The organism is Streptosporangium sp. NPDC002544, from assembly GCF_040295965.1.
Taxonomy (GTDB): domain Bacteria; phylum Actinomycetota; class Actinomycetes; order Streptosporangiales; family Streptosporangiaceae; genus Streptosporangium.
The window spans coordinates 391388-404137 of the sequence record NZ_JBEOWJ010000004.1 but is presented as its reverse complement, the minus strand read 5'-3'; the positions used below and the strand labels follow the sequence as shown (position 1 = coordinate 404137).

The 12750-nt window shown below is 61.4% G+C and carries 12 protein-coding genes; 10 read left to right on the top strand and 2 right to left on the bottom strand.

Translation table 11 applies throughout. The features are described from left to right. Positions 1-445: 445 nt before the first annotated feature. The 6 genes from ABT061_RS08680 to ABT061_RS08655 all read left to right on the top strand — a co-directional run bounded on the left by ABT061_RS08680 (position 446) and on the right by ABT061_RS08655 (position 4899). Positions 446-751 carry a tyrosine-type recombinase/integrase gene (locus ABT061_RS08680; RefSeq protein ID WP_350914200.1) on the top strand — a complete coding sequence of 102 codons (306 nt, stop codon included), beginning with the start codon at positions 446-448 and terminating at the stop codon, positions 749-751. A 1043-nt stretch (positions 752-1794) separates the two neighbouring features. Further along, positions 1795-2049 (top strand): hypothetical protein, encoded by a 255-nt coding sequence (locus tag ABT061_RS08675; RefSeq protein WP_350914198.1) that lies wholly within the window; start codon positions 1795-1797, stop codon positions 2047-2049. A 317-nt stretch (positions 2050-2366) separates the two neighbouring features. Next, on the top strand, positions 2367-2729 hold the full coding sequence (locus ABT061_RS08670) for a site-specific integrase (protein ID WP_350914196.1): 363 nt from the start codon (positions 2367-2369) through the stop codon (positions 2727-2729). Positions 2730-3147: 418 nt separating this feature from the next. Next, complete coding sequence (locus ABT061_RS08665) at positions 3148-4146, top strand: RNA polymerase subunit sigma-70 (protein ID WP_350914194.1); 999 nt, start codon at positions 3148-3150, stop codon at positions 4144-4146. Between the two features lie 4 nt (positions 4147-4150). Then, the gene (locus ABT061_RS08660) at positions 4151-4447 is read left to right on the top strand and encodes a hypothetical protein (protein WP_350914192.1); all 297 of its coding nucleotides are present in this window, start codon (positions 4151-4153) and stop codon (positions 4445-4447) included. Continuing rightward, positions 4444-4899, top strand: coding sequence for a DUF6069 family protein (locus ABT061_RS08655; protein ID WP_350914191.1), 456 nt, complete (start codon positions 4444-4446; stop codon positions 4897-4899). Before ABT061_RS08660 ends, ABT061_RS08655 begins: the two co-directional genes overlap by 4 nt. Before the next feature lie 972 nt (positions 4900-5871). Here ABT061_RS08655 and ABT061_RS08650 read toward each other — a convergent pair. Further along, positions 5872-7041: a hypothetical protein gene (locus ABT061_RS08650; RefSeq protein WP_350914189.1), complete on the bottom strand. Its 1170-nt coding sequence runs from the start codon at positions 7039-7041 to the stop codon at positions 5872-5874. A 753-nt stretch (positions 7042-7794) separates the two neighbouring features. Here ABT061_RS08650 and ABT061_RS08645 point away from each other — a divergent pair. The 3 genes from ABT061_RS08645 (at position 7795) to ABT061_RS08635 (ending at position 10639) form a co-directional block, all read left to right on the top strand. Further along, positions 7795-9099: an AAA family ATPase gene (locus ABT061_RS08645; protein ID WP_350914187.1), complete on the top strand. Its 1305-nt coding sequence runs from the start codon at positions 7795-7797 to the stop codon at positions 9097-9099. Between the two features lie 5 nt (positions 9100-9104). Continuing rightward, on the top strand, positions 9105-9941 hold the full coding sequence (locus ABT061_RS08640; RefSeq protein ID WP_350914185.1) for a DUF4435 domain-containing protein: 837 nt from the start codon (positions 9105-9107) through the stop codon (positions 9939-9941). Between the two features lie 137 nt (positions 9942-10078). Beyond that, positions 10079-10639, top strand: coding sequence for an NUDIX hydrolase (locus ABT061_RS08635; RefSeq protein WP_350914183.1), 561 nt, complete (start codon positions 10079-10081; stop codon positions 10637-10639). Here ABT061_RS08635 and ABT061_RS08630 read toward each other — a convergent pair. Further along, entirely contained in the window at positions 10620-11798 is a 1179-nt protein-coding gene (locus ABT061_RS08630; RefSeq protein ID WP_350914181.1) for an NsdA family TPR-like regulatory protein, read from the bottom strand. The genes ABT061_RS08635 and ABT061_RS08630 overlap by 20 nt on opposite strands. Before the next feature lie 159 nt (positions 11799-11957). Here ABT061_RS08630 and ABT061_RS08625 point away from each other — a divergent pair, with 159 nt between their 5' ends. Next, positions 11958-12365 carry a hypothetical protein gene (locus ABT061_RS08625; RefSeq protein WP_350914179.1) on the top strand — a complete coding sequence of 136 codons (408 nt, stop codon included), beginning with the start codon at positions 11958-11960 and terminating at the stop codon, positions 12363-12365. Positions 12366-12750: the final 385 nt, after the last annotated feature.

Here is a 12750-nt window from a genome sequence, read left to right as displayed (position 1 = left end):
CCGCCCAGTCTTCCACCTTGATCACCCTCCAGAGTGACTGAAGGGGGTCAGCATTCGCCCGTCGTCAGGGGGTCACGGTTCGCGCGTCGTCAACACCGGCGGCATGGCCCTCCGATTTTCAGGTGGGCCGATCGCGCGGCTCGGATGTCGAGAACCGTGGTCAGCGGAGTGCGGACGGCGGCATGAGTGGGGGCGTTACTGTCGGTGCCGCTGTCACCGCTCTTCCGGAATCATGACGCCTGTCCGCTACCGTCGCCCAAGTCGATCTACTGGCGAGAGCCGGGAACGGAAGACGGCGAACGCATCGAGGGAGCCACCAAGAGCGGCCGGAAGCGCATCGTCAGCCTCGACGGCGGAACGATCAGGGGTCCTGAAGGCGCAGCGGAGCAAGCAGGCTGCCGACAAGCCGGCGGCCGGGCAGGAGTGGCGAGGAACGGATGACCACGTGTTCACGACCGGCCGGGGTGAGCCGATCCATCCCGACACGGTCAGCTCGCTCACCGCGACCCTGATCCGCCGCTACAACAACCCGGCGAAGGAGCCCGAGGAACCGCTGCTCCCGCACGCCCGTTTGCACGATCTCCGGCACATCCACGCGACGACGCCCCTCTTGGCCGGCGTCCCCGTCCACGTCGTCGCGGCCCGACTCGGTCACGCCGACCCGTCCATCACGCTCCGCGTCTACGCCCACGTGATCCGGGCGGCAGAGACCTCGGCCGCCGATGTCTTCGCCAAAATGGTCGCAAGGTAGCTTGAGACACCGGTTAGCTGAAGGTCCCGTTTGGATGAGCGGGACCTTTGAACTACACGGCCGCGAGGACCGAAACTCCTGACCTTCCGGGGTATGCGTTGTCGTTCGTCGAATTAGCGAACAAGTGCAAATCCCCCCTTCCCCATAAGGCACAATCAGATCCGTCGCTTCTACGCCTTGACTCACGATGCCAGCCGGCTCGCTCGGTCGATCCCCCGGGGATCGACCGAACTCCGGCCAATGGTCGATCCCGACCATGATTCACAGGCCGAAGAGATTGGAGCACGATGAGTGCGCACCGACGGCGCAGAAGAGATCGGCCGGTCCTGTTCGAATCGACCGCATTGCTCTTAAGGGCGATGCTGATCGCGGTGGACTGGCTGGTGAACGGAAGCTGGCCCCGATAGGCAAACGCCTACCAGGGCCCGGCTCCAGCGGAGGTGCCCCCGGCAAAGGCCGATCACCGGTCGGGGGCATCTTCACGTCTAACAACACTCAGTATGAAGTGCCAAGCGAATATTACAGGGCATTTTCTTCGACAAGCTCTGGCTCGTTGCCCCTGACAAGTCGCCGGCCTCGGTCGATGAAGGAACGAAGTGCCCGGAAGAGCTACTGAGTGCGTCCCGCACAGGACTTCAGTCAACCGGAGGTCCCTGTGTTCACTCAGCGAACTTGCCGTCTACGCCCACGCGATCAGGACGGCGGAGGCCTCTGCGGCTGATGTCTGCGCCAAGGCCATCGGTGGGCAGGGGGGCAACCGGGAGCCACCCTGTCAGCAGGAGGGTTAGCAAGACCCCCAGACGATCAAGAACCAAGGAAGGCCCCTGACGGCGTAACGCCTGTTCAGGGGCCTTCTTGCATGTGTGCGGCCGGAGGTACTCGAAACCCCGACCTTCTGATCCATAGGGAAAGATCCAACATCCTCACGTCATGCTGTTGACCAGGCGTTGGCCCGAAGACCAGAAGCGTATCGGGTTGGCGTGGGGTCACATTGGGGAGCGATCATGCTATCGAGTTGCCCCGTGCCCCTAGCCCCAGGGTTAGTGACCGAGGCCGCCGAGGCCACCAAGTTTGCTGAGAAGGTCTTGAGGGTTCAAACCGAGCTTGGACAGCTGTTCCGCGTGCTGGTCGGTATCGATCTGCGGGGGCAGGCTCTTGTCGGCTTGCTGCGCCAGGGCGTTGTCGCCACGGGACCGGAGGAGCTCAACGATTTTGGCCTTTTCGATTTGCATGAGCGATGCCTTTCTGAAGATCACGGATGTCTGAGGATCGCTGACAGCGGACGCCGGACCGTCTGACGGAAGGTGGCCACGTTGCTCCGGCCGACAGCATTGTTTCCCCTGTGCTGACGTGCCCCGGTTTGTACGGTGCCACTCCGTGAGGTGTTTCCAGACTCCTTGAAAATCTGATCAGCCTGCTTTGCGAATTCTTGGTTCGCGCCACTGGCACCCTTCGCACCGCTCCAAAAAGTACGGACCGCTTTCTCATCTGCCTGAGCACGGTGGAGCCGTACCGGGGCACGGCAGAGCCGTTACCGGATTCGCCGAAAGCATGTATTGCCGTCGCGCGGGGCACCGGCCCTGGAGGACGCCTGTTCTACGGGACGCGCGGGGATGTGCTCGCAAAGAGCACAGTCCTCCGTATCTGGCAGAAGAAGGCCCGAGAGCTGGCCCTGAGCGCCGAGGATCACTCCTCGCCACTGGCCCGGCGCCCGTACGACCTTCGGCACGCCCGCCTGTCCACATGGCTCAACGCCGGCGTCTCGCCGAAGCAGGTAGCCGAGTGGGCAGGCAACAGCGTGGAGGTCCTGCACCGCACCTACGAGAAGTGCCTCGTAGGGCATGACGAGATCGCCATGCGCCGGATCAGTGACGTTCTGCGCCCCAGAGCGCGGGAACCCGTTGGGAAGGATCAGCCGGACACGACCGGGCACCCGCACCTGATCCAGAACACGAAAAAGCCCAGGTCATCGCGGTGATGACCTGGGCCTTCGCACTGTGCGGCCGGAGGTACTCGAAACCCCAACCTTCTGATCCGTAGTCGGCGGGCCTAGCGTGTCCGCCGATCCGGTAACGCAACAGCGCCGGGGTTCGAATCCCTTCGGGCGCGCATCTCCCCAGGTGAGCCGAGTCTCCATCCTTTTCGGTGGACCTCGTGCCGTGCCCGTGCGTCCATGCCCGCCGCGTCGTCGTGAACCAGGCGACCCCGGCACGCGCCAGGCGGTCGCGCACCCGCCCCACTCCGGCGGACCCACGCCCTCCTCGCCGTACCGTGCGTCGTGCTCCGCCACCGGATCCGTCACTGGATCAGCCATGCCGACCGACCCTGGTGATGAGTTGTCGCGCCCGCACCCGTCACACCTACGACGGGACACGACGAGGCGGAAGGATGACGTGATGAGTGCGGACACGCGGCTGGAGGAGCTGGGCGTGAGCGGTCTGGACGAGGTCGACGAGCCGACGTTCTCGGGGCTGGCGGAGCGGCACCGGCGGGAGCTGCACGTGCACTGCTACCGGATGCTCGGGTCGTTCGAGGACGCCGAGGACACCGTGCAGGAGACGTTTCTCCGTGCCTGGCGGCGGCGGGAGACCTTCGAGGGGCGGTCGACGTTCCGGGCCTGGCTGTACCGGATCGCCACCAACGCCTGCCTGGACCTGCTCGCCAAGTGCCGCCCGGAGCCTGCGACCGGCGGCGAGGTGCTGTGGCTGCAGCCCTACCCGGACCGGCTGCTCGACGAGCTGCCCGCGGGCGACGCGGACGAGCCGGAGACCGTCGCCGTCGCGCGGGAGACGATCGAGCTGGCGTACCTGGTCGCAGTCCAGCACCTCGCGCCGCGCCCGCGGGCCGTGCTGATCCTGCGGGACGTGCTCGGCTGGCCGGCGAAGGACGTCGCGGAGCTCCTCGGGGACTCCGTCAACTCCGTGAACAGCGCGCTGCAGCGGGCCCGCGCCGGCATGCGGGAGCACCTGCCCGCCGAACGGCAGGACTGGACCGGCGGCGAGGAGGACGCCGGGACGCGCGAGCTGGTGCGCCGCTATACCGACGCCAGCGTGGCCACGGACGTCGACGGGCTCGCCGCACTGCTGCGGGACGACGTCCGCTGCTCGATGCCGCCCACGCCGGGCCTGTACGTCGGCCGCGACACGGTGGTGAACGACTGGGTCGAGAGCGGCTTCGAGGGCATGAAGCACCTGCGCGCCGTCCTCACCTCCGTGAACCGGCAGCCCGCCGTCGCCTTCTATCTCTGGCGGAAGCAGGAGGGTGCGTACCTGCCGCTGACGATCGACGTCCTGCGCGTCACCGGCGGGGCGATCACCGAGATCGTCACGTTCCACAACGACCAGTTCCCGCGGCTCGGGCTGCCGGAGCGCCTGCCGGCGGACGGCACGGAGTAGTCCCGTGTGGACGCTTGCACTGCGAGGTGGCGCGCGTGTCGCGGTGGTCGCGGCGGAGTGGTGCGACGCGTTCGGCGTCGTCACCCGCGGGCGGGTGCAGCTGGAGCTGCGCGACGGCGAGCCCGGGCCGGTCCTCGGACGCGACGCCGGGTTCTGGCTCCGCGGCACCGGCGTCCGCGCCCTGCGGAACCCCGGCCGTCGCACGGCGAGGGTGCGCATCGTCACGCCCAGGGCCAGGACCGTCACATGCCAGTCAACACACCCTGTACGCCAGTTACCGAATGACGGAGGAACGACATGAACAGCATGAATGACACCGGGGTCGTCGCAGGCCCGGCATCGGGCCAGACCAGCCACACCCACCGACTCCGCGGGCTCGCCATCACCGGCTTCATTGCCACGCTCGCAGCGATGGTGGCCACCACCCTCGCCGCTGCGCTTGCCCAGGCCGTCGGCGTCGACTTCGAGATCCCCGATGGTGGCGAGACGATCCCGTTGCCCGGGTTCGCCGTGGTGACCGGCTTCTTCTCGGTCGTGGGCGTCGTCATTGCCGCCGCTCTTCTTCGTTGGAGCGCTCACCCCGCCAAGCGATTCGTGTGGACGGCAGTGTCGCTGACCGCGATCTCACTGGTCCCGCCCTTCCTCGTCGGGGCAAACACCGCCACCATCATCGCCCTCCTCGGGCTACATCTCGTCCCTGCGGCGGTGATGATCCCCGCCCTGGCGCGGAGCCTCCGCACCCGGACCGATTGACGATCCCGCAACGGGACAACGCGCGGCGCAAGGGCGTGCGCGAGCGCACTAACGTGGCCCCAGGTGCTGCCACCCTCCATTCCAGGTTCCTTTTTTGGGCAATTCGAAAGCTGAGTCGCGTGTGCGAAGAAGCACAGGCCACCTTGCGGGATGAAGACCAAACGCCATCCGCTTCGGTCGGGGCGCACCGGGTACCCCGGTCGCGTTCACCCTGACCGACCCCGCCGTCACGCGCCTCCCACGTGGATTCCGCTTCTGCGCGGCGGCTTGAGCCATCTGCCCCTCTCTCGGGTCGACGTCAGGCTCAAGCCGCGCCAGGACGCGCTCGCAGCTGAGCCCTGACACCTACGCGTTCCGGAGGCTGCCACGCCGTAGCCGGCGGGGCAGGGAGCGCTGTTTGTGACGTGGAAGGTTGGAAAAGGCTCAGCGATCATCCAGGCATGTTCGGCAAAACCGGACTTACCTAGACCAACTCATCCGTCACACCCATGTCTGCACCCACATGATCCGAACGATGGAAGCCTCCGTGACCGACAGCTCCGCCAACACCGTCGGCGAGCAGTGGGAGCCAACCAAGAGCCCCTGTTAGCAAGGGTGTTGGCAAGAAGCTCCGACGACCAAGAACCGAAGAAGGCCCCTGACGGCGTAACGCCTGTTCAGGGGCCTTCTTGCATGTGTGCGGCCGGAGGTACTCGAAACCCCAACCTTCTGATCCGTAGGTCCCCGAACGACTTCCGTGCTTGTTCAGAGCCGTTCATCATGCAGCTGATGAGAGTCCGGCCGTTCAGATCAGTTCGGCTCGATCCAATGTCGTCCACCCCGTTGGCTCCCAAGATGGCTCCCAGCATCGAAGTGCCGATGGTTTTACAGCGGGCCGACGTTTCTGGCTACACCATGCACCTGAACTGCGTGTATGGCTCTTGTCTCTTCCTCGACGGGGAGCAAGTGCGCGCCCACGCTCAGCGGTACGGCTCAGTAATCCATGTTGTCGATCATCGCTTGATGGTACTCGAAGAATTCCAGAAACCCCACAAAGCCGTCCTCCTGCTGAGCCTGAGCGAGCAGCGCACGGAAGGACTCGTCGAAGCGGACGTCCAGCCCCGAGTTGATCCACCGCATCCCCTCGGGAAGCTCTGACTCCAGCCACGCGTCAATTTCGTCGAAGAGTTCGAATGCCTGTGTGATGTCGGTCTCAGATGCTGGCATGAAGGAGAACAGCGGACTGCTGCGCACGCTGGTCAGGCCGATCGGCACCGCTGCGTTCACCCCCGGTGTGTGCAGGTAGATGGTTGCGCCGTGGCCTTTCTCGAAGCCGCCGTGAGAGTAGGGATTGCGCCATCGTTCGACAACGTCCGTGAGCCGCTGCCGGTAGCGGGCGGCGTCTCGGTCTTTACCGAGGACGCGGTCGAACTTGTCGCCCCACCGCGACCCGATCACGTCGGTGAGATTGTCCCGATCCGGGTCGAAGCCGTTGAACGCTAGGGCCAATACCAGGTCGTGCTCCAGCAGGCTGATGTACGCCGAGATCGCCGCGATCATGTCGTGGAAAGCGTTCATCTGCATCTGAATCTTGCCGCTCGTGAAGCTGTACCGGAGCTGGATCAGTGCGCCTTCGATCGGCTCGTGCGTGATGCGCTTATCCTCGATGAACACTGGGGCAACGGCGCGTTCACGAAAATACTCGTAGGCACGCCGAAGTGACCGGTGCTGGTTCACTACAGTGGCGTCACCTTTACCGAGCAGTTCGGGTGCCGCGTCCACGATCAGCTTTTCAACCGTGCGCATCGAGGACCGGAGCTTCTTGACGATCTGAACCTGGGTCTTGCGCGCCTCCTCTTCAGGCTTTTCAGTACGCAGGTAGAGCCGCAGCCCGAACTTCTCATACGCGAGCTCGCACCACTCACCCTGGTAGGTGAAGTGAACCCACCAAGCGACCTTCTCACCAGGCCCATACGCCGTGAGCCCGATGAGCGTGAGCGCATACTTGAACAGGGACGGAACCGGCACGTCGTTCCGGCTCAGGTCCAGTTTGAAGATCGTTCCTCGTCGCTTGTGTTCATCATCGGGGATCTGCTCGAAGTCACGCAACGCTGTCCGCTTCAGGCGCTCGCCCGCTTCAGCCTCTCCGGGGAGTGAGTTCATACGGGTAAGCATGCACGCATGCGGGCCGAATCCGCCGCCCGATATCCGCAGCAAGCCGCGGAATGCCACATCGCCTGAGCCGGTAGCGCTTCAACTGGCGGCGCACATCGCTGCTTAGCCACCTGTCCTGGTGACGATGCTTCTGAAAGGAACCGGCGGGGAAGTCGGTCACCGCGTAGCTCGACCTGATCGACATGCTGGCCGAGAGTACGCAGTAATGGATTCCGCAAACATGCGCTTCGTCGGTCTCACGTACACCCTTCACATGCTCGCCCAGTCGTACTCCGAGCACCTTCAATACCGGAAGGGGCAACGCCCCTAGGACATGTTCATTGTCACGGCTGTCTCGGTGATGCGAGCCCTGTGCCGGTAGGTGAGCCACGCTTCTCGGTGAGCCGGGGTGAGGAACGAATCCCGGATCTTCGATCGCCCCCGACTACGGCGGACATTGGCCACCCCGTGGCGATCGTCGTGCTGCATGGGGGCGGTGGCGCGACCAGTGGCCGACGATGGCCTGGGTGCGGCGCAGTGAGCGTGCGGCGGCGGCCCGGAGTCCTGCGCGCGTGCCGGGACCGGCCCCTAGGCCGCATGCCCGGCGCGCGCTGGCAGGCGCAGGGCCGGGCGACGGCGTGCAGCGCCGCCGCCCCTTGATACCTACAAGAACAATTCGGCAGCGAACTCGGTTTATTCTCGCATCGACCATCTGGAACAAGTACGCTACCTCTCACCCTACAGGTAAGGACCAGAGTCGCCATGAACAAGATTGAGAGTTTTGCAATTACAAATCTATTCGGATACGCCAATTACACAATTCGCTTCACCAAGAATAGCTCGACGACAATAATCTCCGGGCCGAACGGTTGTGGAAAAACACACGTCCTTCGACTTATCAGGGCCGTTACAAGTCTCGACTTTAAAACCCTCTCCACGATCCCTTTTGAAGGTATTACCATTAGGTTGCGCAGCCGAAAAATAATTAATATTGCCCTTGACTCGCATACTGAAGACGGAACTATATTTAGAATATCAGGAAATGATGGGCGCGGCACAGAATATAAAGATCTTCATTATACGTATTCAATAGATTTGCCAGAAGAAAGGGAGGTTCCCCCCTACATATCTCAACTGCCAGACGGTACGTGGGTAGACCTAAGAGATGGGAGAGTGATTCCGCCTTCAATTCTTCGACGAAGGTACGGAATTAAAAGCGAGGACACACCGAAGTTCTCACAAGAGTATTCTTGGCTGAATAATTTTTTCTCTGGCGCGTCAGCCATCTTTATTGATACACAGCGACTTGACCGTGAACCCATAGTACGTTCGCATGATGCTGATCCCTATAGGCGGCGCGAGGCAGTCGTCACACGCATCAGTCGATATATCGAACAAGTGAGAGCACAGATTACAGATGCTAGACGTGCCTCCCTGAGTGCATCCCAGATAGCTGATCAGAGCTTTGCCTCCCGAGTACTTGAAAGCGCTAGAACAACTGTAAAAGAATCTGACATTAGGTCTCGATATCAGAAGATTTCAAAACAACATGCTGAACTTCACAGCAATGGCCTAAGTGAGCAATCGTTTGGGGTTCAAATTCCCACCAGAAGCTTTAACCCCACAGAACGCCGAATTCTAAATGTATTTCTAGACGATCTGGAAAAAAAGCTAAAACCTCTACTGCCGATGAACGAGAAGATAAAAGCACTCCGGCGAATTATTGATGACAAGTTTATCGGAAAACGGCTAGTGGTCGACCAAAAAGGATTTGTTAGGTTTAGGTCCACGACTACTAGGGAGCCGATTAAGGTATCCCTCCTATCTTCGGGAGAACAGCACCTTTTGGCAATGTTCACAATGCTGCTGTTTTCTGCCGAAAAAGGCTCGCTGGTGCTTATAGACGAGCCTGAGATATCGATGCATGCAGCCTGGAAGCACGCATATCTAGATGACATTGGACAGGTAGCTGAGATTAATGACCTGCAAATAGTTCTAGCTACTCATTCGACGGCAATCATTAACGGCCAGTGGGATCTAGTTCAAGAAATCGGTGTCAACGATTGAAGCCGATGAATTCTATACGCGATTACGACAGGCTCCCTGATCGCATTAGGCAGCATCGCCAAGTAGATAAGCGGCCTATCATAATAACAGAAGGGCCTTCAGATGTAAGATTCTTATCTGGATGCCTACCCTTAGATATCGCTTATTTCCCAGCGGGGACACGATCAACCGCCCTAGATGCCACCGAGTCGCTACATCGGGCAAATATGCAACGATTCCTTTCCGTAGTAGACAGAGATTTTGATGACCAAGTTACCAGCATAGAAAAATTAAATATTCCTATTTTCCCTTACGAAAACGCCGACCTTGAAGGGATGTTGGTTCTTAGCCCCGCGTTTAGTCGTATGCTCGAAGAGCTTGGAAGTGCCGAAAAAATCGCCAAGCAGGGCGGACTGAGTAAGGTAGTAGACAATATTTATAATGCAGTCCATCCAGTTTCTACACTGCGGCGTGCTAACTTCGAACAACAATGGGGCTTGAAGTTCGATAGCGTTGACCTATCCTCTAAGATAGATCCAAAAACACTCACCTTAAAGGTGCAGCCTTACTGTGCTGCCCTTAGTTCGACCGTCAACTCTAAACCAAGTCAGTCTACACTTTTAGCGTATGCAAACAAAATTCAAAGCAATCGATTAGCGCCATCCTGCCCCAGGGGATCGACCCCTTATCTAAGAGGCAGGGATGTCCTATCAGTCACAGGCGTTGCCCTTCGAGGTGCCATTGGCAGCTACCCGAAGGCTGCAACCGAAGTCGAATATTTATCTAAGGTGTTAAGGCTTTCCGCCCTGCACTACATAAACAAATCAAAATGGGGACAGGACTTATCGAAAAAGATTGGCTAGAAGCAACTATGTCCAATATAATATTCTTTATGTCATTCTGTCCTGATTGAGAAGGTAAGCGGCCAGAGAACAGTTATGTTCCGCCTAGTCAGGTGACCACCATGTACGTCAGAAGAGTTGGGCGGTAACTTCGCTGTGTGGCTACCAATGAGGAGCAGACGCGCTGGATCGTGCACGGCGAGCGCCTGATCTACGACAACGAGTGGATCCGGCTCGGGCTCGTGGATGTCGAGATCCCGGATGGTGAGCGGTTCGAGCATCATGCGGTTCATCTGGGGCGGGCGGCCATGACGGTGCTGGTCGATGATGAGAACCGGGTGCTGATGATGTGGCGGCACCGGTTCCTATTCGACCGGTGGGGCTGGGAGCTCCCTGGCGGCCTCGTCGAAGTTGGGGAAGACCCGAAGGACACGGCTGCTCGTGAGGTAGAGGAGGAGACCGGCTACCGGCCCAAGACGATGGAGCACCTGATCACGTTCCAGCCGATGGTGGGCATGGTCGATTCCGAGCACCTGGTGTTCCTCGGTCGGGGGGCTGAGTTGGTCGGTGAGCCGGTGGGAGAGGTAGAGGCCGATCGGCTGGAGTGGATTCCGATGGCCCAGATCCCGGACATGATCGCCCGTGGGGATGTGTGGAACTCCGGGGTGCTGGTCGGGCTTCTGTATGCGCGGGAGCGGCTTAACGGGAGCCGCGGGTAGCCGCTCGCATCAACTCCTTGACGCGTCGTCCGTGCCGGCGAGAGCCGGTCATCCTGGCGAGTTGGTCAGCACGGTAGAGATGTGGCTGTGCGGCGTCCAGCTCTCCCATCGCTAGAAGAGCGTGGGCGAGATCGCATCTGAGCCCGGCTTCGGCGCGGTTGTAGGTGCCGTCCATGCCCGCGAGAGCTGAGTGGAGATCGTCGATGGTGTCGGGGTCACCGAACCGGACGAGGCAGTTGCCGCGCCAGCGGGCGAGATGGTGGGTGTTGAGAGAGACGTACGGCACGTGAGGATCGGTGTCGTCTTCGGGCAGTAGTGCGGCGGCCTGGTCCAGGGCGGTGCGGCAAGTGGCCTCGTCGCCGAGGATCGCGGCGGCTTCTGCTTCGGCGGCGGCGAGCCAGGTCCGCAGATGGCCGGGAACGCGACGGTCGTAGGTGGTGCGTACATGCTGGAGGAGCTCGGTGGCTTCGGCCGGTCGTCCGAGGTCGATCAGGACGTATGCCTGCTGTCCGCATGCGTAGGCGAGCAGGGCGGGGTCTTCGCTTTCCCGGGCGGCGGAGATGGCGTTTTCGTGGTGGTCCCAAGCGTCTGACAGGGCGCAGGTATCGATGGCCTGCCATCCGGCAAGGGCAGCGGTTTCCGACAGTATGTGAGCGAGTTGAGCGCGGATACCTGGCCGGATGGCGTGCCGGTGGGCGCGTTCTATCTGGGCGATCTGGGCGCGCATCTTGTCGGCGATCGCTGCTGCACCGCGTCGGCGGTCTAGGAGGCGCAGGTTATTGGTGTCGATGGTAAGGATCATGATCGTGGTGGGATCGATGACAGCGGCGGCTTCGATCCGGGCCGTCAGCTCGTCGCTCTGCTCCTGGTGGTTGTCGTCGTGGTCGCCGGTAGGGGAGGCGAGGTCGAGTGGGGCCAGGCCGAAGAGCATGCGGGCGTGGTCGGGCAGGCCAAGGCCGGCGGCGATGCGCTCGTAGACCTCAAGGTCGGTGACCTGGCGTTGTCCTCGGATGATCTGGCTGATGCGGCCCTGGGATATCCCGGTCGCCGTGCTGATCCGAACCTGACTGGCACCGCTGTACTTGACGGCGAGATTGAATAGTCCGGCTACGTCACGATTTTTGAGGATTTCTCTACTTGCTTCGTGATCCCAGATCATCGCTGGAATCTGGATGGGGTCAAATGCGTTCCCGTGCATTCCGTCCTCCGGTCATCGGCTCCCGAAGTGGTGCATCGCTACAGGGCGCAACTCTATATCTCCCGGTGGTATATCCGCGTGGAATAGGAGCGGGAAGTTCGTGCGGACATTCTTTCCGGCATGACAACACCGGTTAAGTGCACGGAGTGCGACGGGCGCGGCTGGAAGATCGTCACCCGTCGTGGATGCGTGGCGGCCATGGGCCTGCGTCTGGAATTCTCGGCACACGAGGACTGCATCTACTGCGGCGGTACGGAACAGCTCGTCGAGATGTTCGAGTGGGAGGTGTTCACCACCGCCGGAACCGACAATCTCGGGCCGTGCGGAACCAGTTCGGGACAGGCCCCATCGATGGACGCGCTCCGGATGGCGCTGCGCCAGATGGCGCCGAACACGGCGGTCTGGGGGCGCATCACCCACCGGGTTCGCGACTTCAGCGCCGTGCAAGACGACTGGTCGCGACAGGTGCTCTTCCACGCCACCGTGGACCCGGCCGGGTCGGTGCGTTTCGATCGGCAGGAATCATGAGCGGGAATTCTCCCCGGCAGGGAGCGTCGTGCATGGCGCATCATCTCGTACCAGCTGCTCCCGGATGCATGCCTTTGACCTGGAATAGGTCGAGGCGTTTCGGGCGGGTTCGGGTAGTGGCCTGGACCTGCCACGAGCATCGGGTGACGTTTTACGAATTGTGCGATGCGGGCGGGCTGTCGTTCGTCCGGAAGACGGTTCAAGACAAAAGTCGAGTGACCGTGTTTCACAGTGAGGCGTGGTCGCCTGCTCAGGCGCGGGTGGTGTGGATCAGGATTCTGGCCGGGCTAGCGAGGTAGTCACCTGTCGCTGCTGTGGGTCCTGACAGGGCTGCTCTCAGCCGGTAGTGTGCTTGTGCAGACAAGTGGTAGAGCGATCGGGCGGT